Raw genomic sequence first — 23,375 nt, forward strand, 5'->3', positions numbered from 1 at the left:
AAGATAGATCTTTCTTAGATAGAGGTGAATTCTGGTTATGGGGAGAAAGAAAAATCAAAAAAAAGAAGATAGCACTTTTTCAAGATTAGAAAAGATTTGTTTAAGATGTATATCTTTAATTTTAGCATTAGTTGTATTTTCACTATTATCAGCAGTAATTGCATTGTTTAAAATATCAAATAACTCAATGCCAGATGGAGAGAGCCCAGGCTTTGGAGAATCATTAAATATATTGTTAATGGGCGTTGATATAGGTGATGTTAATCAGGTTGAAAATGAATCAATAAAAAGAACTGATACTCTTATGATTTTAAATTATAATCCTACAACTAAAAATGTTAATTTAGTATCTATACCAAGAGATACTCTTATAAATATTAATGGATCTAATTATAAAATTAATGCAGCTTATGCCTTAGGTGGATATTCAAGATTAGAGACTGAAGTAGAAAACTTACTAGATATAAATATAAATTACCTAGTAAGAATAGATTATAATGCATTTAGAGAATTTATAGATGCCATTGGCGGAGTTGAAATGACAATTGAAAATAACATGTACTATGACGATGAAGGTCAAAATTTACATATTAATTTCAAGGCTGGTGAAACTGTAAAATTAGATGGTAAAAAGGCTGAGGAATTTTTTAGATGGAGAAAAAATAATGATGGGACAGGACTTGCTACTGGTGATTTAGGAAGAATAGAAAATCAACAAAAGTTTATTGCAAAGGTAGTTAAAAAATGCAAAAATCCATTTATAATATTTAGGATACCTAGCATATTAAATGCATTTGCAGATAATATTGAAACTAATATACCAGCATACAAGGTTGTTGGATATGGATTGAAATTCTTAATTCATAGCTCAAATATGAATATGTCAACTATAACCGGTGATTTAAAAATGATTGGTGGTCAATCCTATGTTGTCTTTAATAAATCTTATAATTCAGATATAATAAATTCATTGGGTGAAAATGCTAGCCCCTCTGAAAAGTCAGAAGTAAATTATGATGCAAGAATAAAAGTTTTAAATGGAACAAATATTAATGGATTGGCAGGGAAAGTAAAAGAGAAATTAGTAGCTAATGGTTATACTAATATTGATGTTGATAACACTATAGAAACAGAAAAAAGTGTAATATTAAGTAATGATAGTTCAATTGCAAAGAAAATAAAAAAAGTAGTAGATGTAAGTAAGATTGATGAAAAAGAAGATAAGGTTGAATATAGTGATTATGATGTTATTATAATTATAGGTAATAATTATGATGATAAATTTTAAAGGAGTACTTTAGGATGAGTATTTTAGAAAAAAAAGTTGAAGATGTGGTTGAAGGTACTAAGCTTAGAGAATACTTAAAACGTGAAATGGGTATTTCAACAAGATTAATAAGAAGCGCTTCAATACAAAAAAGGATATTTATTAATAATGAAGTAGTTAAAATGAACCGTGTAATAAAAAATGGTGAAATCATTAAAATAGATTTAGAAAAGGAAGAAAGTCAGAATATTGCACCAGAAAAAATAGACATTGACATAGTCTATGAAGATGAAGATATTTTAGTAGTAAATAAGAAACCATTTATGGTTGTTCACCCAACTAAAACATATCAAAGCGGAACTTTAGCAAATGGTGTTATAAATTATTTTATGGAAAGCAATCAAAATTGCATTGTAAGATTGGTTTCAAGATTAGATATGAATACATCTGGACTTATTATAATAGCTAAAAATCAATTTTCTCATGGAATGCTCTCAAAAGCTATGAGCGAAAATAAAGTTGAAAAGAGATATTTGGCTATAGTACATGGGATTTTCAAAGAAAAACAAGGAACTATAGATAAGCCAATATATAGACCAGAAGGAATTGAAAATGGTACTAGAAGAGTAGTGGATGAAAGAGGTCAAAGAAGCATAACACATTATAAAGTTGTTGAAGAATTTAGTGATTCAAGTTTAGTTGAATGTAAACTTGAAACAGGAAGAACACATCAGATAAGAGTTCATTTAAGTTATTTAGGGCATCCTATATATGGTGATGTTTTATATGGAGATGGAGATAATGAGGGAGATTTGATTGAAAGACAGGCACTTCATGCTTATGGACTTGATTTTAAATCACCAAGAACAGAAAAAGAACTTTCGTTAAGAGCTGATCTTCCTGATGATATGAAGGAGCTTATGAAGAAGTTAAAGTAGGAATAAAATGTAGATAGATTTGTTTAGATAAAGAAGTATAGATATGCATTATCAATATGATATGTATATACACTTTCTTTATTCAAAATCTATCTACATTTTTTATTGTTTATTTTTTAAAATATATGATGGATGATTTAATCCTGTAGGTTCATAATATTCATCGTGAGTATATATAAATCCAAGTGAGTCTAAAAGTTTTGGAGATTTAAGGTTATTTGGATTATGCCCAGCAAATAAGGCAGAAACTTTAAGTTCATCAAATGCATATTTGATTACTTCTGAGCATATTTCTTTTGCAAAACCTTGTCCCCAGAATTCTTCTTTTAAATGTATTCCTATTTCATAGATATTACTATCTATGAAATAGGACGTATCCAATAGCAGACAATACATTTATTTGTTTCTAATAAATAATTAATTGCTTAAATACTGTTTAGCTAAATTTAGAAATTCCCTCAAAGCAGGTGAAATCCATTTATCTTTATGATATATAACTTGTGAAATTATATTAAAATCTGGTCCAGCCCAATTTATAGGAATTAACCTTCCAGATTCAATTTCGTCTGTTACAGCAACCTTAGGTAAAAGAGAAATGCCAAGACCACTCATTGTGAATTGCTTAATAGCCTGCACACTGCCTGTCTCTAAAGCTACATTTGGAGTTATATGTGAATCTCTTAAAATATTTTCAAAAGCAGCACGATAACTGCATCCAGTATCAGTTAATATTAGAGATTCATTTGAAATATCTTTAGGAAAAACCTTCTCTTTTTTTAATAGAGGATGTCCAGGATATGCAAGAATAAGCATTTTTTCTGGAAGTTCTATTTCTGAAATAAACTCAGTTGAATCTATTTTTACGCCAAGAGAAAAAGCTACATCTACAATATTGTTGCTTAAGAAGTGCCTAAAATCAGCACAACTTCCAAATTTAATTGAAACATCAACATCCGGATAGAGTTCTCGATATTTTTTTAAAATTTCAGGAAGTCTTAAAACACATAGTGATTCTGCTGCACCAATAGTTAACGTTCCAGTTGGTTTGTCTGCGGTTGTTATACTTGATTTTATATCATCGGATAATTTAAGCATTTGTTTTGCATAAGGAATTAATTTTCTTCCTTCGTGAGTTAAAGTTACATTTTTTCCTATTCGTTCGAAAAGTTTAACTTCAAGTTCATTTTCAAGTGATTTAATCTGAGTAGTAATGCTTGACTGAGCATATCCTAATTCCTGAGCTGCTTTTGTAAAGCTTTGAAGTCGTCCTATAGTTAAGAAGGCATTAAGTTGTTTAAAATCCATAAATTCACCTCCATCAAAATAATTGATTATGATAATAGAAATTATCAATTTTACTAATAGATAAATACATGATATCATATATTTAACAAATAAGTAAGGTCTTGAAGATTTAGGTTAGATAAATAATTCTAACTGTAGGTAAATGCTTAATATAAGCATCATAAGTTATAACAGAGACTTTATATTAAAATTATCTAGAGGTGAGTTTATGTCAAATAAGTTAAGAGCAGGGATAGTAGGGGCAACTGGTATGGTTGGACAAAGATTTGCATGTCTTTTGGAAAATCATCCATGGTTTGAAGTAACTGTACTTGCAGCAAGTAAAAGATCAGCAGGAAAATCTTATAAAGAAGCTGTAGGAGATAAGTGGAAGATGGATGAACCAATGCCTAAAAAATATGAGGAAATGGTAGTAATGGATTCAGATGATATTGATGCAATTGGTGGAAAAGTAGATTTTGTATTCTGTGCAGTATCATTAAATAAAGAAGATACAAAAAAATTAGAAGAAAAATATGCAAAGAATGAAATACCAGTTGTTTCAAACAACTCAGCACATAGGCATACAGACGATGTTCCAATGATTATTCCAGAAATAAATGGAGAGCATGTTAAAATAATAGAAGCTCAAAGAAAGAGACTTGGAACAAAGAGAGGATTTATTGCAGTTAAGCCAAACTGTTCAATTCAAAGCTATGTTCCAGCATTAAATGCACTAAAAGAATTTGGACTTGAAAAAGTTGTAGTAAGCACTTATCAAGCAATATCAGGTGCTGGTAAAACATTTAATGACTGGCCAGAAATGATTGATAATGTTATTCCATACATTGGTGGAGAAGAAGAAAAGAGCGAAATTGAACCACTTAAAATCTGGGGTAAAATTGAAGGAGACAAGATTGTTGATGCAAAATCACCAGTTATAAGTGCACAATGTGTAAGAGTTGCAGTTGCAAATGGACACTTGGCAACAATTTCAGTTAAGTTTAAAAACAAACCAGCTAAAGAACAAATAATAGAGAAATGGAATAGTTATAAAGCTGATGATGTAGTATTAAGTCTTCCAAGCGCGCCAAAGCAATTTATAAGATATATGGAAGAACCAGACAGACCTCAAACTAATTTGGATAGAGATTATGAAGGCGGAATGGGAATTTCAATGGGTAGACTTAGAGAAGATGTGATTTTTGATTACAAATTTGTAGGACTTTCTCATAATACTTTAAGAGGTGCTGCAGGTGGAGCAGTATTGTCTGCTGAATATTTAAAAGCTACAGGATATTTGACTGCTAAATAGATGTTTAATATATAGAAATGTGCCTTTGGCTTAATAATTAGCCAAAGGCACATTTTTAATGTTTTCTTTTTCTTATTTTAAACTTCTTCTTAGAAAAATTAACGCCTACAAAGATTAATCCTAAACCAACAATAGCACCAGCTGCAATGCTTAATACAGGAAAATTCTTTTTTGACATTAGTGGAACATAATCAACTGATTCACCAGCAAGTAAATCAGTTGTAATAAACTCTTTTCCATTTACCGAAATAGTTCCTTTTAAAATAGGATCATTTTTATTAAAAGAACTCTTACTCAAATCTTTATTCTCAACGGTTATATCAGAACTTACATTGTTTTCTTCACCTTTTTTTACATAATAATTTATATCTTCAGGTGCAAGAAGGGGAATTTCTAAATTATCCTTTATCTTATATGTTGATACTTCTTGATTTTTTTTATATAAATTTACTAAAGAATAGTTATTGAAACCATAATCAAAAACAGTCTGCATATCATGGAAATTTTGATTTTTATCTAATGCATTTAGAAAAGATGCAACTAGAACATGTCCATCTTTCTCAGCAGCAGCTACATATGTATGATTAGCAACAGTTGTATATCCATTTTTTCCGCATGTAGCATATTGATAATAATATTTGGAATTTTTATTTATCATATGATTTTTATTGTTTACTATAATTTTTCTTTCAGGATTATTTTTCATTACAATCTCATAGTAAGGAACTTCTGAAATCTCCATAAAATCCTTATTTTTTATTGCTTCTCTTAGTATTAGAGCTAAATCATGAGGTGTGGTGACATGGCCTTTATCTGGAAGCCCACTTGGATTTTTAAATGTAGTATTTACAGCTCCTATTTCTTTGGCTCTTTTATTCATAAGTACTGAAAAATCTTCTATGCTACCAGAAATATGGATTGCTATTGCATTAGCGCAATCATTTCCAGACTCCATAAGTAAACCTAGAAGTAAATCCTTCATTGTTAGCTCATCACCAGTTAATAATCCAATGGCAGTACCATCAATAGAAGTAAAGTCTTGTGTGACTTTAACGGTTTCATCTAATTTACAACTTTCTAGTGCTATTAATGCTGTCATTACTTTTGTTGTAGAGGCTGGTTCAAAAGATTTATTTTCATTTTTCCCGAAAAGAACCTGGCCGGTTGAAGCATCAATAAGTATAGATCCTTCAGCATTAATATTAGGTTCTTCCACTGCATTTGCTTTTGCATTAGAGAATGAAAAGCAAACTAAAAACAGTAAAACCAATATCTTTACATACTTTTTCATTATTCTATTCTCCATAAAAATTATTTTGCTTACTCAGTACATTTTACCAAATAATTATAATTAATTCCATAAAAATTTCTATGCACTTGTAATTATAGTGTATTTTATATAATATATGTCAATAATTTTAATATAATAAATATGGAGAGGGGACACATATGTTAGAAGAACTTTTTAAGGATAAAAAGAAGCTTGGCATATATATTGTCATATTAATATTATTAACTATTCTTGGTTTTAATTATTACAGGAATGGGTATAAGGAATTAAGAAAAAATAATGATGAAGATATATTTGTTGAACAAAATAATGAGTCTGATAATTCAGCTTATTTTGAGAATGAGAGCAATTCTAAAAGTGAATTTTCTGAGAAAAGCATTCCTTTAAAAGATAAAAACATAGTTGTGGAAATTAAAGGGGAAGTAAAAAAGCCTGATGTTTATACATTAGAAGATGAGTCTATAGTAAAAGATGTAATAGATCTTGCAGGTGGTGTAACAGAAGAAGCTGATCTAAGTAATATAAATAGAGCAAAGAAATTACAAAATCATGAGTTAATATATATTAGAAACAAGAATGAAATAAATAATAAGGTTGAAGATAATACAGTTGTAAATAATATAGAAACTACAACTAATGCAAGTAATATGGTCAATATAAATTCTGCTACATTAGAGGAATTAAAAACTTTAAATGGTATAGGTGATGCTAAGGCCAATGGAATAATAGAGTATAGAGAGAAAAGTGGTGGGTTTACTTCTACTGATCAAATAAAAGAAGTGGATGGAATTGGTGAAAAAATGTTTGAGAAAATTAAAGATAAGATAGAAGTTTAAAATATTTGATTATATGTTATGATAATTGCAAGATTAAGAGAAAGATTATATAATAAACAAAGAAACATCTTCAAAGAGGAAACATCTTCATTAGTAGATGAAGATGGGCTATACTGCTAAGTTAGTACCTCATTAAGCATTATATGCCGCTGAAGATAAGCTATACTGCTAGGCTCGTATTTCGCCAAGCATTATATGATTATGACACATAACTGTAATACTGTAATGATAACATAAAGTATATGTTGTGGATTTTTATTGATAGTAGTTAAAGGAAACATCTTTATCTATCGATGAAGATGGGCTACACTGTCAGGCTTGCACATCACTAAGCATTATATGCCTATTCAATTTAATTAAATCCCTTTATAACAACATATATTAATAAACATATATAATAAAATTAACAAAAATTTAGGGGGAAAATATATGTCAAAGAAGATAGCAAGCATATTGATGAGCTTAGTATTATGTGTATCTTTAATTAGCTGTGGAAATGGAAAAACAGAAGATGAAGCAGCAAAAGAAAATAATACAGCTCAAGAGCAGCAAAAGACAGATGCGACAGATGCATACCTTACAGGAGAATGGGCAGAAGATCGTACATTAGATGAACTTAAAACTGTATTTGATGAAAAGCTTGCTAACGTAGAGAAAATAACAAAAGATACAGGATTGAAGTATTCATTAGATGAGAAGATTAAGAAGATCGATGGCCAACAAGTGACAGAAAAAGCAATTTATTTTGATAATGAAAATCCAGAAATGAACAAAATGGAAAGCATGTATTTTGGATTAAAAATATATGGAGAAGATTTATCAAGTGGAGAAATTCAATTAAAATTAAGCTTGAAATTTGATAGTAAGGATGCAATAGAAAGCGGAAAGTTTGATTTAGGAGAAACAGCTTTTGCTAAATACATAGAAGCCTTTACAGGAGAAGAGAATAAAGATTATTCTAACATAAATAATACTATAATTGAACAAATGAAAAGTGGTCAAGAAGAAGTAATAGTTAGTAATACAACAAAAGATGGGTTAAAAGAAGAATATCTTGCTGATAAGGATTATATTGTTTATAAATTATCAACTAAAAAATATGTATTTGCAAATGCAGAAATGAGCATGGAATAAAAGTTTAGGAGGATATGTTTTGGAAAACGAAGAAATAAAGAAGGATATCAATAATGAAAGCGAAGAAAATACTTCAAGTGTGGAAAATAAAACTGATGAGACTAATATAGAATCAGTAGAAAGTGAAACTTCAGTAGAAGAATCTGAGAAATGTGAAAATGAAGATGGTGCAAACGAAGAAATAAAAGAAACTTCATTATTAAAGAAGATTTTTAGCAATGTATTAGATCAATCACTTATGATAGCATTATCAAGTATTTTGTTAATCATCTTTGACTTTTTAATAAAATTTGCAGGATATATGGTTGTTATGCCTTTAGGAGTGCTATTAATAATATACTTCATAGTTAATTCACTTTATTCGCCAATACTTAAGAATAGCAAATTTAAAAAGACTCTAGGCGAAAAAATATTTAATATATAGAATATTAATTATATAAAATAAAAATTTGAGTACAAACTTATTAAAAAATATATTTAAATAGTTTGTGCTTTTTTATTGTAAAATTTCAATTTTAACCAATAAAATTTATTGGCGTAAAGATAACTTTTAAATTATAATAGGATAGGTACATAAGTAATAAGGAAAATACCTATTCATATGTATATTTATAGGTATAAGTGATTCAGCAAACATAAAATTTGGATTATCAGCTTAAGAATATAGATTAAAAATATTAATGTAAATTTAGGAGCGTGCAATGAGAAGAGGAAGCGATATTATTGTTAAAATAGAGAATTCAGAATTTCCGTCAACAGGAATAGGTTATGCAGAAGATAAAAAAATATATGTAAAGAATGCTTTTCCAGGCCAGACGGTTAAAGCGAGAGTTAAAAAGAAAAGAGATACTTATGCAGAAGCAAAACTTATTGAAGTGATTGATAAAGCAGAATATGAAATTGATGCAGTATGTCCTCATTTTGGAGTATGTGGAGGATGTTCATCACAAAATTTATCATATGAAAAGCAATTAGAGTTTTTAAGTGAAGAAATAAAAGATTTATTTAAAAATGCAGATGTTCCAATGGGAAATTACTTAGGAATTCAAGGCAGTCCAGAACAGTTTGAATACAGAAATAAAATGGAGTTTACTTTCGGAGATGCAGAAAAGGGTGCACCGCTTGGTGTTGGAATGCATATGATAGGAAAATCTTTTGGAATAATAACTGTAGATGAATGTAAGCTTGTAGATGAAGATTACAGAAAGATAATAAAGCTAACAGTAGAGTATTTTAGAGAACAAAATCTACATTATTATAGAATAATGAAAGCAGAAGGATATTTAAGACACTTAGTAATAAGAAAAGCTAAAAATACAGGAGAATTGTTAGTAAACTTAGTAACTACTACTCAAGTAGATTTTGATTTAAGTGAATATGTAAAGTTATTAAGGGATCAAAAATATTCAGGAAGATTAGTTTCAATTATACATACAGAAAATGATTCAAGATCAGATGCAGTAATACCAGAAAAGGTTAATGTACTTTATGGTAAAGACTATATAAGAGAAGAACTTTTAGGCCTTGAATTTAACATATCACCATTTTCATTCTTCCAAACTAATACAAAGGGAGCAGAACAACTTTACTCAATGGTTAGGGAGTTCATGGGAGATAGTGAAAATAAAGTTGTATTTGACCTTTATTGTGGAACTGGAACAATTGGTCAAATAGTTGCACCAAAAGCTAAGAAAGTTATAGGTATTGAACTTATAGAAGAAGCTGTTGAAGCAGCTAAGGAAAATTCTAAGCTAAATGGATTAGATAACTGTACTTTCCTTGCTGGAGATGTTGCAGAAATAATTAAAACAGTTAAAGATAAACCAGATATAATTATTTTAGATCCACCAAGAAGCGGGGTGCATCCAAAAGCACTTGATTATGTAATTAAGTTTAATGCACCAGAAATAATTTATGTTTCATGTAATCCTAAGACTTTAGTTAATGATCTTAAAGTTCTTATTGAAAGAGGATATGAAGTTGTGCAGACTAAGGTTAAGGATATGTTCCCTAATACGCCTCATGCTGAGACTGTGGTTAAGCTAGTTAAGTAATGGCGCGGTATGAAAGGTTTAGAAGTTTTTAAGTTAATATTGAAGTGTGTTTAATGTTCCCTAAGACTACGGTCTTGGGGAATGCTTTATTTTAGGGGGGCTAATAAAATGCAAAAAATTATATAGATTTACGTAAAAGTAAATATTTTGCGTATTTGTTTAAGATGAGTAGGTACTTTTTAGTTTTGCTTTAATATTATTTACTTTAATATTAAATCTTTTTATCATTAATGATACAATGTTTATAACTTGATTATATTCAATTCAAGGGGAATATGTATGTACCCAACTTAACAAAAAGAAAGAGAGATTAGATTGAAGCAACGAGAAATTACAATTATAACAGAAACTAAATATGAATCGGTATGTAGGTATGATAAACTACCAAAAAAATCAGGAGTAATATGATATTCAAATGTTAATAAAGGAACAAGAGCTAATATACTGATATGTGGGAGGATGTAAAATAAAAACGAAAATCACGTGTTTATTTTGAATAAACATTGAATAAAGGGGGAATATAATATAATATATATAGTATAAAAACAAAAATAGTGATTTTAGGAGGCAAAGATGAAATTACTAAAAATCAAAATTAAAGGTCTAAAACTTTTTAAAGACGAACTGGAAATAGACTTTTTTGCTGAACAACGTGTTGGCCCTGAAAAAAATGAAATGCTATATAAATTATTTTCTAATATTTATATTAATAATGTTATTGCATTAATAGGAATTAATGCATCAGGGAAAACATCAATTCTAAAGGCTATATCTTTTGTAATTAATATGTTAAATAATGAACCTATCAATAAAATTGTTTACAACGATATTTTAAATGGAATAAATTATGATGATGAAGTGATATTTGAGACATATTTTTATTCAGAAGAAAATTATATAAACAAATTACGAACCGTTGTAAAAAAAGAAAATAAATCCCAAGATAGTGAAAATAAATATATAATTAAAGAAGAAAAACTTTGGAGAAAAAGCTTTAGCACAGTAAAAACTAAAAAAAGCCTTTTTGAATTTGAAAAATTGAATCCAGTTCAAATAAGAAATTCAGATGAGGAATTTTTGATGGAAGATGTAAGTATTATTATTTCCTTAAATAAGAGATATAATTCACGCTTCTACATTAGAGATATGATAAACTTGACCAATACAAATCAAATTACTTTTACTGGAGAATTTCCTCCAGAGTTAATAACTTTTTTAGATCCTAGTATTGAGTATTTAAATTTAAAAAATGATGATAAAAAATTAGAAATAAGATTAAAATTTAAAGAAAAAGAAGAAATTATTTTATATGATCCACTAGAACTAAATAATTACTTGTCTTCTGGTACTATAAAGGGAATAAATGTATTTTTAAATGCCATGCTAACTTTTAATAATGGGGGATATCTAATTGTTGATGAATTGGAAAATCATTTTAATAGAGAAATTGTCTCTACATTAATTCGATTCTTTATGAATGAGAAAGTTAATAATAAAGGTGCAACTATAGTATTCTCAACACACTATTCACAATTATTAGATGAATTTGAAAGAAGTGATGATATTTATATTGTCAGAAATAAAAATGGTATAAACGTTGAAAAACTTTCTAAAATATTGAAGAGAAATGATATTAAAAAAAGTGAAGCTTACCAAAGTGGTTATTTACAAGGCACTGCACCAGTTTATGAATCATATATTAATTTTAAAAATGCTATTATTTCTGGCAGAATTGATGAGGTATGATTATGGAATTAGAAGGATATGTAGCATGTATTTGTGAAGGAGCAGCAGAACAAGCAATAATGGACTTACTTCTTGATAATAATAAATTAAAATTTGGCAAAGAGCAGATGCTTGAAGAAGAGGTAATTAGATGTCGTGGTGCTAAAAACTTTGAAAATAAACACTTACGAAAAGTTTTTGGCAAAGAAATTACTGTACTAAGAATTTTAGATTCAAGAAGAGAGAATTTTAAATTAAGTGCTGCTTATAAAGATAAGGTAAAGGTGATCAATATTATTACAGCACCTGAAATTGAAATGCTTATAATATATAAAGAAGGAAAATATAAAGAATATAAGAAGTCCAGCAAAAAGCCTAGTGAATATTGCAAAGAGAATCTAAAATATAGTGATGTTAAGAGTTATGAATTTGTAAAAAACTATTTTAAGGATATTAATGAATTAATTAAAGCAATTTATGAACATAAAAGTATTGCAAAAATACCCAAGGGAGAGAAAACTCTTTTTGATTTATTGAAATAAATTAATTAAACAAAACAGGGCATAGGTTCAAAGAGGTTTAGAAAATTTTATAATATGTTTTATATGTGGTTCCCTAAATTTATTTTGGGGAATTTTTTTGTTTAGGTGACTAATAAATACATAAAATAAATTTATACAGATGGAGGTTAGAAATTAAAAAATATGATAAATTACATCATTGAAAATGTAATTTCAAAAAATTACATTTTTATAGTTTGAAATAAATTTCCTTTTATGTTATTATTATATAAAAATAGATGTTTTAATATTAGAAAGGCACAATAAATATGAAAAAGTTAGATGAATTAGTTGAATTTATAAGTGGTTCACCTCAATTTAGAATTGCAGAAGTTGTTGATGAAAATGCATCGGTATTTACTTATTATAGCCAAACAGATTTAACAGATGATTTGGTAGGTATTATATCAGATGATGTAGAGAATAAACAAGTTAGAACTAAAGATAAAGTTAGTACATTGTGTGAGGGTGACGTTATATTTAGTTTAATTAATGGGATTGCAACAATTGTAAGTAAAGAGCATGAAGGATATCTTTATACACAAAACTATGTCAAATTATTACCTGGGAATCATATTGATTCAAAGTTTTTAGTGTATCTTATTAATGAAAATATACTAATAAGGAAACAATTCATGATCGGGCTTCAAGGGTCTCAAGTTTTAAAATATACTTTAAAGCAACTCAAAGAACTTGAAATGCCTAACATACCTTCTATTGATAAACAAAGAAAAATTGGACAAATTTATTTTAATCACTTAAGACTTGAAGCTCTTAAACATAGGGCAGCAAAACTTAAATCAAAGATTATATTAGCTAAGTTGATGGAGGCGAGCAAATAATGACTGAAAATCAATTTGAAACTGAATTAATACAATATATTACTAGTGGAACGATCACTAAACCGGAACATTTAGATGGCATTGGTGATTTTATGGTTAGTGAGAAACCTAGTGATTATGTAATAAAAACCAAGTTATGGAAGTATGAACCGAATATTAAGACTACGGAACAACTCTGGAATAACTTTAAAGAAATTCTTGAGAACCATAATCAAAATACTCTTGATCATCCATTAAGTGTTGTAGAATTTAATCAAGTTAAAAAGATTATCTCTGATATCAAAACACCTTATGAAGCAGGACAATTTTTATATGGACTAAATGGTGTATCTCAAATAGAAATTGACTTAGATGATGGTCGTCATGTGTTTTTAACTGTTTTTGATCAAAAACAAATTGGTGCTGGAGACACAGTATATCAAGTAGTTAATCAAATTGAACGTCCTGCAATTATTACAGGAAAACAAAATCGCCGCTTTGATACTACACTTCTTATTAATGGTTTACCTATTATACAAATTGAAGAAAAACGTAATACACATGATATTAATGAGGCATTAAATCAAATGCATCAGTATTCTGATGAAAACCAGTATGGGGACATTTTTTCTACATTACAAATTTTGGTTGCTATTACCCCAAATAATGTGAAGTATATGGCAAATACTACAGCTGATAAATTCAATAAGGATTTTGCTTTTAATTGGCAGAGAAAAAGTGATAATTCAATTGTGCGAAATTGGAAAGAGTTTGCTGATTCAATGTTAAGTATCCCAATGGCACATCAAATGGCTACTAATTATATGATTTTGGATGGTACAAAAAATAAACAAACCTTAAAGGTAATGCGACCATATCAAGTATATGCCACACAAAATGTTATTGAAAAATTAAAAAAAGTTGATTTTGAACTAGGAACAAATAAAGTGGGATATATTTGGCACACTACTGGGTCAGGTAAAACAATCACTAGCTTTAAAACAGCATGGCTTGCAAGTCGTATGCCAAAGGTTGATAAAGTAGTTTTTGTAGTAGATAGAATAGCATTAACTAAGCAAACAAATGAAAATTATAGAGCTTATGATCCAGATTCTAGTGAAGATATGATAGGTAGTGTTCAAAATACTAATAATACAACAGATTTAAGTCGAAAATTAAAAAGTAAGGATAATAATATAATTGTTACATCTATTCAAAAGCTTGATACCTTAGTGAAACGTAAATCTTTTAAAGCACCTGATAAAAATATAGTATTTATTGTGGATGAAGCACATCGTTCAACTGGTAGTGAAAATTTTGAAAAGATGCAGAAAGCTTTTAAGAAATCAGCTTGGGTTGGATATACAGGTACTCCGATGTTTGATGAAACTACAAGTGGATTAAGAACAGAAGATATTTTTGGGCCGCTTTTACATGCTTACACAATTCGTGAAGCTATTGCAGATAGAAATGTTTTAGGATTTAAGGTGGATTTTGAAACAACAATTGATGAAGAACAAATGAAAAGAGAATACTTGCCAGCTTTCTATAGAGAGCGTTATCCAAAATGGACTGAAAAACAGATACAAGAAAAAATAAATAATTTAAATCAAGAAGATATGGATGATGCAATTGAACCTAGCTTTTATGATGAAAATCTTGATCATGTAAAACTTGTAGTGGAAGATATCTTTACTAATTGGAGAAATCGTTCAAATGAGGGGAAATATAATGCATTACTTACAACACATGTAGGTGGGGGTAAGGCTAGTACACCGATGGCAATGATGTATTTTAGGGAATTTCAAAGAGTAAATAATGAGAATAGGAAAAATGATGGACAAGTATTAAAGGTTGCAGTTACATTTAGTTTAAATACTTCTAATAATGATAGTATGCTAGAAACTAATAAAGGTTTATTTGAAGCAATAGATGTCTATAACAAAGAATTTAAGACAAGTTTTGGAATGGATGATGTTGCAGGGTATACACAAGATGTTACAAGTCGTTTAAATAAAAGTGCATTAGATAAGAATTACTTAGATATTGTAATTGTTGTAGATCAACTTCTAACTGGATTTGATGCTCCAGAGCTTAATACTCTTTATGTTGATAGAACATTAAAAGGAGCTGGTCTTATCCAAGCATATTCAAGAACAAATCGTATTGCAGATATGCAGGATAAACCTTGGGGACGTATTGTTAATTATCGTTGGCCTGCACATAATGAGAAACTTATGAATAAGGCTTTGGCAATTTATGCAAATAAGGATTCTGCAATTTTATCAGATGAGGAACAACGTAAATCTAATGAAAAAGATGGAATTGTAGCGAAACCTTTTGAAGATGTATTTAATGAAGTAAAAGAGATAGTTGAAAAATTAAGTGATTTAACTAATGAATTTCAACAATTACCACCTTCTGAGAAGAAAAAAGAAGAGATGCTTGAATTAATACGTAATTACAACGCTGGTATGGCTAAATTAAAACAATATAACTCTGAAGAGGTTGATGGTAATACAGTAGGATTCAACTATGATAAACCTGATGAGTTAGTTGAAATGTTAGGAATGACAAGTGAACAAGAAGTTATGCTTACAACAGTTTTAACAAATGAATTAAAGCAACATATAGCAAAACAAAAGAATATACCTTTGCAGCAAATTGAATTAAAGATGACACATGTAAAATATGTTAAGATAGATTATGACTATTTAACTGAATTGGTGGAGCGACTATTAAATGAAGTTCATGAAGGTAAAAAGGAAGAAGCTAAGGAAACAAAGGATAGGATAGATCAATTTGCTAATGGATTAGATGATAGAAGTTATGCTAATAAAATTATGAATGCTGCAAATGCTATTATTAAAGGACATTATCCACCAGCAGGTGCTATTGTAAAATATCCAATGAAATTACAAAGTAGTGATGTTATAATAGAGCAAGCTAATAATGTAAGTTTAGATAGAACATTTTTAGATTTTAGAGTTAAGTGGGGAATTACAGATATTATAACAAGTGCTGAAATGAGAGAATTATTCAGCAAGCATCGTTATGGATTACAAGATTTAGATGATAATGGAAAAATAACAGATATAATTGCAAAGGCAACTTTGAATTATACAACATTAGCACATGATGAAGAAGTTCAAAGCCTATCAAAGATTAAATATCGTAATAGTTTACGTGAAGCTATATATAAATTGGCAGATGAACAAATAAACAATTAATAAATTCTATATTTTCTTAAGTAGATTATTCGAGAAAATATTTTATGATGGTAAAATTAATTATTGAACTAAATGTTTAATATACAGTTCGGATAGGAGATAAAATGGATAAAAATAAAAAAAATGTACCTAAAATAAGATTCCCAGGATTTGAGGGGCCTTGGGAAAAGCGACAATTTGAAGATATATTCAAATTGTCGCAAGGGCTCCAAATACCAATAAGTCAGCGATTTTTAACAGAAGGAGAAAATAAGTATTTTTATATAACTAATGAATTTTTAAAATCAACTTGTGATGAAAAGTATTATATTGAAAATCCACCTAAAAGTGTAATATGTAATAAAGAGGATATTCTGATGACTAGAACAGGTAATACGGGTATTGTTGTTACTGATGTAGAGGGATGTTTTCATAATAATTTTTTTAAAATTCAATATGATAAACAATTATTTGATAAGCATTTTATAGCTCAATTACTTTCAACTGAAATAATGAATCGACGAATTCTAAATAGTGCTGGAAGTTCTACAATTCCGGACTTGAGTCATAAATCTTTTTATAAACTAGATTCATTTTTCCCTAAAATTGAGGAGCAAAAAAAGATATCAGAATTTATTTTTAGTTTTGATAACCTTATAACCCTTCATCAGCATAAGTTAGAACACTTAAAAGATAAGAAGAAGGGATTATTACAAAAAATGTTTCCCAAAGAGGGAGAAAAATTTCCGGAACTTCGCTTTCCAGGATTTACTGAGCCTTGGGAACAGCGTAAGCTTGGTGAAATATTTCATCAGACTGTAGAGTTCATCAATCCTCAACTATCAAATATTGAATTATGGAGTTTGACTATTGAAAAAGGATTGACTCCTAAAACCGATAGATATGATAGAGAGTTTTTGGTAAAAAAAGAGGATAAGTTTAAAGTCGTTAACCCAAAGGACTTTGTTTACAACCCTATGAATATGACTCTTGGGGCAATTGGATATAATGAAATGGATAAATCTGTTGCAGTATCAGGATATTATGTAACCATGAAGTCCAATAATAATTTGATTGATGATTTTTATATGAAAGTTTGGTTACAAACACCTCAAGCTATTCAATTGTATAAAATGCATGCCACTGGTTCATTGACAGAAAAACAACGTGTCCAATTTCCAACGCTGTCAGAAATAAAATTCAGCTTGCCTAGTATTGAGGAACAACAACAAATAGGAAAATTTTTAAAAAATATAGATAAACTTATCACCTTTCATCAGCGTAAGTTAGAGCATTTACAGCAACAAAAGAAAGGACTTTTACAACAAATGTTTGTATAAAATAGATTAATAAAAGAGGGGAAATAAAATAATGAGTAATAATATACAATCAATTACCAATAAATTATGGGCAATGGCAAATGAATTACGCGGTACTATGGATGCATCAGAGTATAAGAATTATATATTGGCATTTATGTTTTATAGGTATTTATCAGAACACCAAGAAGAGTATTTGTTAAAGAATAATGTTATTGATGTTATAGATGGAGAGTCTATTAATGAAGCATATAATTCGCAAGTAGATGAATCAGAGCTTGAAGATTATTTACAAGATATTTCAGCAAGTCTTGGATATGCGATTGCTCCAAAGGATACATGGCAATCATTGATTAATAAAATTAATGATTCTCAAGTTATTCCTAGCGATTATCAAACTATTTTTGATAACTTTAATAAAAATGCAGAATTAAATAAAGAGGCAGTAAAAGATTTCCGTGGAGTATTTAATGATATTAATTTAGGAGATTCTCGTTTAGGAAATTCCACAAATGAACGTGCTAAATCACTTAACAACATAGTAAAATTAGTTGACAGTATTGAATACAAAGGTAAGGATGGAAAAGACATTTTAGGGGAAATATATGAATATTTAATTGGTCAATTTGCAGCAAGCGCTGGTAAGAAGGGTGGAGAATTTTATACACCACATCAAGTAAGTAAGATTTTAGCTAAAGTAGTAACAGAAGGTGTGGAAAAATGTGATGAATTATTTAGTGTATATGATCCAACAATGGGATCAGGTTCTTTATTACTTACTGTAGGTCAAGAATTACCAAAAGGTACTCCCATGAAGTACTTTGGTCAAGAATTGAATACAACAACATATAACTTGGCGCGTATGAATTTAATGATGCATGGTATATCTTATAACAATATGATATTAAATAATGCTGATACTTTGGAAAGTGATTGGCCAGATGGACCAGATGGAAAGGGTATTGATCATCCACGTAGCTTTGATGCAGTAGTTGCAAATCCACCATATTCAGCAAAATGGGATAATGATGAAACTAAATTAAAAGACCCACGCTTTAGTGAGTATGGGAAGTTAGCACCAGCTTCAAAAGCAGATTACGCTTTTATATTGCATAGTATATATCATTTAAATAAGAATGGAACAATGGCTATTGTACTGCCTCATGGAGTTTTATTTAGAGGTGCAGCAGAAGGTAAAATAAGAGAAACTCTAATTGGGAAGAATTATCTTGATACAATAATTGGATTACCAGCGAATTTATTTTATGGAACAAGTATTCCAACAGTAATTTTAGTGTTAAAGAAGAATCGTGAAAATAAAGATATATTATTTATTGATGCAAGTAATGATTTTGAAAAAAATAAAAATCAAAATAATTTAAGAGATGAAGATATTGATAAAATCATAAAAACATATAAAGAACGTAAAGATGTTGAAAAGTATGCTCATTTAGCATCAATTGAAGAAATTAGAGAAAATGATTTTAATTTAAACATACCACGCTATGTTGATACTTTTGAGGAAGAAGAACCTATTGATTTAGAAGAAGTAAATAAGTTGTTAGAACAAGATAATAAGGAAATTGCTGAGCTTGAAGCTGAGATTAATGAACAATTGAAGATTTTAGGTGTGAAAATTTAGCACTTACAATAAGGAAAAGTCAACTTTTCCTTATTTACTTACGTTGTTCTCAAACATAAAGAATAAACGATACTTTTTTGTAGTATTTTATGTATCAGTAATTATTAATATGCCAATAATTACGATATAGTAATTGAAATATATTAATTAATAAGGGTTATGGTTATGAAGTTTGGAAAAAATATAAAATTATATTTACTAGATGGTGATGCAAATGGAAGATGGATATGTGAATTATCTAATTGGACAGGTAAAGCATATAAGATTCCAAGAAATTATTATAAAGAGTGTCAGGAAAGAAAAGAATTAATTACATCAGGAGTATATTTTCTTTTTGGATATAATGAAGAGGAATCAACTAATCTTATTTATATTGGAGAAACAGAAAACATATTAGAAAGATTAAAACAGCATATTAATGATTCTTCTAAAGAATATTGGAATGAAGCAGTAGTATTTATAAGTAAAGATGATTACTTAAATAAAGCACACATTAAATATTTAGAAAACAGGTTTTATGAAATAGCTAAAAGTGTAAATAGGTATAAAGTTATGAATGATAAAGTACCTACAAGATCTAATGTTTCTGAGGCAGAGCAAGCAGAATTAGAAGAATTTATTTATAATGCAAAAATATTAGTGCCTATTTTAGGACATAAAGTATTTGATTCAGTATCTGAAGGAAAAGCAGATAATAATGAAAAAGATTATTTATACATCAATAATAACAAAGGAGTATCTGCAATTGGAATGGTGACGTCTGATGGATTTGTGGTATTAAAAGGTTCTAAAATTAGTGATAGAGTATCAAAAAATTCATTAAGAGATGGAGTAATAAATTTAAGAAATAAACATATGACTGATGGAAAGGTAAAAGAATATATTTTGGTTGAAGACATTTTATTTAGCAGTTCATCTACCGCAGCAGAATTTATTCTTGGAAACAGTGTTAGTGGTCCAAAGACATGGAAGAACAAAGATAATAAAACATTAAAAGAAATAGAATCTGAGATATAACAGCTAACTATGAAAAAGTACAGAAATTCGTTGAACGAATAGTCTGTACTTTTTGCATTGAATGGGATATTTATAGAATTAACAATTTAGCTTACAAGTAAATAATATTTTATATAAGCTAAGTTTAATTGATACCTTGAATTATGTAAGAACACTTAAAGAACTTGGCACTGGTGTTATTATTGAATAATATATTAAGAAACTGGTTGTAGTAAATTTTATCATGGTCAGTCTTTTTTTCTGTTTTGAATACAAAGGAGAAGATAATGATATAATTAAAATATTATATGTATTTTGATTGTATAAAAGAAATGGGGACTGAAAATGTTTAAAGTGGAAGAGTATATTGCAAAGAGAAAAAAGGAAGATAAAATTGATGAATTTGACTTTAAGAAACATTCAGAGAACATGGCGAGTATTATTAAGTATGTAACTGATTATTTTAATAATTATTTGAACTTAGATGATTACGATTATGAAATGGCAAAAACTCAGCAAACAGTAAACAAGTTTAAGAATGGTATTCAAAAAAATTATCCGGAAACATATGACTATATAATTTCATATTATTTTGACAAAAAAATAAGATTGGATAAATATGTTACTAAAGCTTATGAAGAAATGAAAGACAGTGAATTATTTTATAAGGAAGAAGATTATAACAAGGTTGCTGAATATGTTATTGAAAAAAAGTTAAATATTCCAATGAATGAAATGTTATTTTTAAAGTTATCTTTAATGGCTCAAGAATATAAACAAGTTCAAAATGAATGTCCATCAATTTCAGAAATGAAGGAACTTGATAATGCAATAGTGGATTTGGTAAAGAGTGTATATAGAAAGTATCATGTGAATTTATTGAATTATGCAAGTGAGGTTGCATACCATTACTACGAAACTTATGTGGTTACGGAATATGATAGAGAAATGGAGACTTTTTATCATATAAATAAGTATGACTATAGATATCAAGAAAACCCATTTGATATTAATGATATTTACCATAGAAATGAGCATAGAGAGTTTATAAAGGATCATAAGGGTGAACTTGAAATGCTGATAATGTATTGCTGGTTAAAAGATGAAATAAAAGATCTGGATTATTGGCCAGAATATGTTCAACTTTCTCTTGACTCAAATAGAGTAAAGTTATCAAAAAGAAAGCGTGTGTTTATACCAGTTCAGATTTCTAATATTAACTATCCATCTGAAATAGTAGCTGCTGGTAAATATATTGAAACTGTCAATGGATTAATTACGGAAGACCCAGGAGAAAACTATATAGTAAGGATATCTTATGCAAAAAACAATGATGAAATATGGAAAGAGAAAAAGTCCTTAAAATCTTTAATAGAAAATTTACAAAGCAGCTTTAAGCGATATGGAGCACCTAGTCTTGTAGAATTTCAATCTCCATATAAAACAGTAGAGTATAGTAAGGAAGATTTTTTCGATAATTACCAAGCGTTTGAGAAAGGTTTATTTAGATTTACTAAGACTAAAATAGCTATAATAAATGGAAATATAAAAGGAAGCAAAGGAAAAGAATTTTTATTTTCATCTATAGATGACATTCTTAAGTTACACAATAGCTGTAAAGAATTAAATTTAAGATTAAAATTATCAGTGGATTTTAACGATAGTAATAGAAAAAATATTTTGAAGGAAAAAATGGAAGAGACAATTAATGCTTTATCTTCAATAAGAAGTTTTATTGTGGGAATTCATCTTAATAATATTGATTCTTGGAAAAATTATAGAAGAATATTTGATGAAGATCGTAGACATGAATATATGAGTATTTATGATTATCCAACAGTTGGAGTTTTTATGCAAGGGTTAGCGACTATTGTACAGGACAGCAAACCAAGATATTTAATTCCAGAGAAAATTGATAATGAAGAGAAAATTGAAGGATTAATAGATGGACTATACCGTGCAGGTTTTTGTTTCGAAAAAGGTGGTGATTTTGATGAAAAGCAGTGAAATAGATATATATGATGAAACAGAATTTAGCTCATGGGTTAAAAAGATTAATACCACTTTAACTGAAACGAATTTTTGCAGTATGATTGAAGCACATAATCGTGAAATGAATAACAGAAAGGATATCACTAAGAAAGAGTATTTGAAAAATCTGCCTTTTGGAGTAAGATGGAGGATGGAAGGGAAAAGTACACCTTACATAGATGGAAGAAAAACAATTGTAATGAGTATAGATACCTCAGAAAAGATAATAACTAAAGCGTATAACTTTATGAATGCTTTTATAAATTGCATCTCTAAAATTGGTGGCAATGTATATGTTGATAAAATGGAAGATGATGATAATACTATGGTTACATTATTAAATAGCAGATATAGATGTAAATTATATGAAAAGCAAGTTAAGTTAAGAAATAGGATAAAAACAGATAATAGAAAAATGAGTCCTTTATACGAGTTAGAGTATAATGGTCATTTGTGTTTTGAAGTTTTTGCTGAACATAAAGATAAAAATAATAAATGGGAATTATTACAGGCTATAGAGATTCATAACTCAGATGTTGTGGAAAATGAATTATCAGATTTATTTTGGAGATTAAGGCATGATGCAATATCAAAAAAGATCATTATAGATCAAGAAAGAGAAAAGCAAGAAGAAGCCAGGAAAAAACAAAGTAAACAATGGGAAGAAGATGAGATTCGTGAAAAACGAATACGTATGGAAAAAGAAGAATTGATAAAGAAACAAAAAATGCAAGAAGAAATAAAGAATCATATGGATAATTGGGAATATATTAATGAGATTTCCATGTACATCAATGATTTGCGTACTGTGTCAGGAGTAAGTGACAATGAAAAAAAGCTTATTTTAAATTATTGTGAATATGTTGAAAAACTCTATAGTAAATCAGATTTTTTCAAAGAAATTTTAGAGTTTTCACAAAAATTAGAAATGTAAGGTAAGGTAAGGGATAGAA

Annotated in this window: 19 protein-coding genes; 16 read left to right on the top strand and 3 right to left on the bottom strand. The window is 28.6% G+C overall.

The window, feature by feature from the left end; all coding sequences use genetic code 11:
• Nucleotides 1–37: 37 nt before the first annotated feature.
• Nucleotides 38–1,288: an LCP family protein gene (locus CNEONATNEC86_RS03440; RefSeq protein WP_058293836.1), complete on the top strand. Its 1,251-nt coding sequence runs from the start codon at nucleotides 38–40 to the stop codon at nucleotides 1,286–1,288.
• A 14-nt stretch (nucleotides 1,289–1,302) separates the two neighbouring features.
• Nucleotides 1,303–2,205, top strand: a complete 903-nt coding sequence (locus CNEONATNEC86_RS03445; protein WP_159135526.1) for an RluA family pseudouridine synthase — start codon at nucleotides 1,303–1,305, stop codon at nucleotides 2,203–2,205.
• Nucleotides 2,206–2,307: 102 nt separating this feature from the next.
• Here CNEONATNEC86_RS03445 and CNEONATNEC86_RS03450 read toward each other — a convergent pair whose 3' ends face one another.
• Nucleotides 2,308–2,586 carry a GNAT family N-acetyltransferase gene (locus tag CNEONATNEC86_RS03450; RefSeq protein ID WP_230131918.1) on the bottom strand — a complete coding sequence of 93 codons (279 nt, stop codon included), beginning with the start codon at nucleotides 2,584–2,586 and terminating at the stop codon, nucleotides 2,308–2,310.
• A 36-nt stretch (nucleotides 2,587–2,622) separates the two neighbouring features.
• Entirely contained in the window at nucleotides 2,623–3,510 is an 888-nt protein-coding gene (locus CNEONATNEC86_RS03455) for a LysR family transcriptional regulator (protein ID WP_058293843.1), read from the bottom strand.
• Between the two features lie 208 nt (nucleotides 3,511–3,718).
• Here CNEONATNEC86_RS03455 and asd point away from each other — a divergent pair, with 208 nt between their 5' ends.
• Nucleotides 3,719–4,804, top strand: a complete 1,086-nt coding sequence (gene asd / locus CNEONATNEC86_RS03460; RefSeq protein WP_159135528.1) for an aspartate-semialdehyde dehydrogenase — start codon at nucleotides 3,719–3,721, stop codon at nucleotides 4,802–4,804.
• Nucleotides 4,805–4,859: 55 nt separating this feature from the next.
• On the opposite strand, the gene CNEONATNEC86_RS03465 is transcribed toward asd, so the two are convergent.
• Nucleotides 4,860–6,095 (bottom strand): D-alanyl-D-alanine carboxypeptidase family protein, encoded by a 1,236-nt coding sequence (locus CNEONATNEC86_RS03465; RefSeq protein WP_159135529.1) that lies wholly within the window; start codon nucleotides 6,093–6,095, stop codon nucleotides 4,860–4,862.
• Between the two features lie 158 nt (nucleotides 6,096–6,253).
• On the opposite strand from CNEONATNEC86_RS03465, the gene CNEONATNEC86_RS03470 reads away from it, so the two are divergent.
• From CNEONATNEC86_RS03470 to CNEONATNEC86_RS03530, 13 genes are all read left to right on the top strand, one after another.
• Nucleotides 6,254–6,931: a ComEA family DNA-binding protein gene (locus CNEONATNEC86_RS03470; protein ID WP_159135530.1), complete on the top strand. Its 678-nt coding sequence runs from the start codon at nucleotides 6,254–6,256 to the stop codon at nucleotides 6,929–6,931.
• A gap of 429 nt (nucleotides 6,932–7,360) precedes the next feature.
• Complete coding sequence (locus CNEONATNEC86_RS03475; protein WP_058293847.1) at nucleotides 7,361–8,065, top strand: hypothetical protein; 705 nt, start codon at nucleotides 7,361–7,363, stop codon at nucleotides 8,063–8,065.
• Nucleotides 8,066–8,084: 19 nt separating this feature from the next.
• On the top strand, nucleotides 8,085–8,489 hold the full coding sequence (locus tag CNEONATNEC86_RS03480; protein ID WP_058293848.1) for a hypothetical protein: 405 nt from the start codon (nucleotides 8,085–8,087) through the stop codon (nucleotides 8,487–8,489).
• 277 nt (nucleotides 8,490–8,766) lie between these two features.
• Complete coding sequence (gene rlmD, locus CNEONATNEC86_RS03485; RefSeq protein ID WP_159135531.1) at nucleotides 8,767–10,119, top strand: 23S rRNA (uracil(1939)-C(5))-methyltransferase RlmD; 1,353 nt, start codon at nucleotides 8,767–8,769, stop codon at nucleotides 10,117–10,119.
• 573 nt (nucleotides 10,120–10,692) lie between these two features.
• Nucleotides 10,693–11,865: an AAA family ATPase gene (locus tag CNEONATNEC86_RS03490; protein ID WP_159135532.1), complete on the top strand. Its 1,173-nt coding sequence runs from the start codon at nucleotides 10,693–10,695 to the stop codon at nucleotides 11,863–11,865.
• A gap of 2 nt (nucleotides 11,866–11,867) precedes the next feature.
• Nucleotides 11,868–12,386 carry a hypothetical protein gene (locus tag CNEONATNEC86_RS03495; RefSeq protein ID WP_159135533.1) on the top strand — a complete coding sequence of 173 codons (519 nt, stop codon included), beginning with the start codon at nucleotides 11,868–11,870 and terminating at the stop codon, nucleotides 12,384–12,386.
• 287 nt (nucleotides 12,387–12,673) lie between these two features.
• Complete coding sequence (locus CNEONATNEC86_RS03500; RefSeq protein WP_159135534.1) at nucleotides 12,674–13,246, top strand: restriction endonuclease subunit S; 573 nt, start codon at nucleotides 12,674–12,676, stop codon at nucleotides 13,244–13,246.
• Complete coding sequence (locus CNEONATNEC86_RS03505; protein ID WP_159135535.1) at nucleotides 13,246–16,455, top strand: type I restriction endonuclease subunit R; 3,210 nt, start codon at nucleotides 13,246–13,248, stop codon at nucleotides 16,453–16,455. The genes CNEONATNEC86_RS03500 and CNEONATNEC86_RS03505 overlap by 1 nt, the downstream gene beginning before the upstream one ends.
• Before the next feature lie 104 nt (nucleotides 16,456–16,559).
• Entirely contained in the window at nucleotides 16,560–17,774 is a 1,215-nt protein-coding gene (locus tag CNEONATNEC86_RS03510; protein ID WP_159135536.1) for a restriction endonuclease subunit S, read from the top strand.
• Between the two features lie 31 nt (nucleotides 17,775–17,805).
• Nucleotides 17,806–19,395, top strand: a complete 1,590-nt coding sequence (locus CNEONATNEC86_RS03515; protein WP_159135537.1) for a type I restriction-modification system subunit M — start codon at nucleotides 17,806–17,808, stop codon at nucleotides 19,393–19,395.
• A gap of 165 nt (nucleotides 19,396–19,560) precedes the next feature.
• Nucleotides 19,561–20,412, top strand: a complete 852-nt coding sequence (locus tag CNEONATNEC86_RS03520) for a GIY-YIG nuclease family protein (RefSeq protein ID WP_159135538.1) — start codon at nucleotides 19,561–19,563, stop codon at nucleotides 20,410–20,412.
• Between the two features lie 324 nt (nucleotides 20,413–20,736).
• Nucleotides 20,737–22,398 carry a hypothetical protein gene (locus CNEONATNEC86_RS03525; RefSeq protein WP_159135539.1) on the top strand — a complete coding sequence of 554 codons (1,662 nt, stop codon included), beginning with the start codon at nucleotides 20,737–20,739 and terminating at the stop codon, nucleotides 22,396–22,398.
• Nucleotides 22,385–23,356 carry a hypothetical protein gene (locus tag CNEONATNEC86_RS03530; protein WP_159135540.1) on the top strand — a complete coding sequence of 324 codons (972 nt, stop codon included), beginning with the start codon at nucleotides 22,385–22,387 and terminating at the stop codon, nucleotides 23,354–23,356. The genes CNEONATNEC86_RS03525 and CNEONATNEC86_RS03530 overlap by 14 nt, the downstream gene beginning before the upstream one ends.
• Nucleotides 23,357–23,375: the final 19 nt, after the last annotated feature.

This window comes from Clostridium neonatale (assembly GCF_900465025.1).
Taxonomy (GTDB): Bacteria; Bacillota; Clostridia; order Clostridiales; family Clostridiaceae; genus Clostridium; species Clostridium neonatale.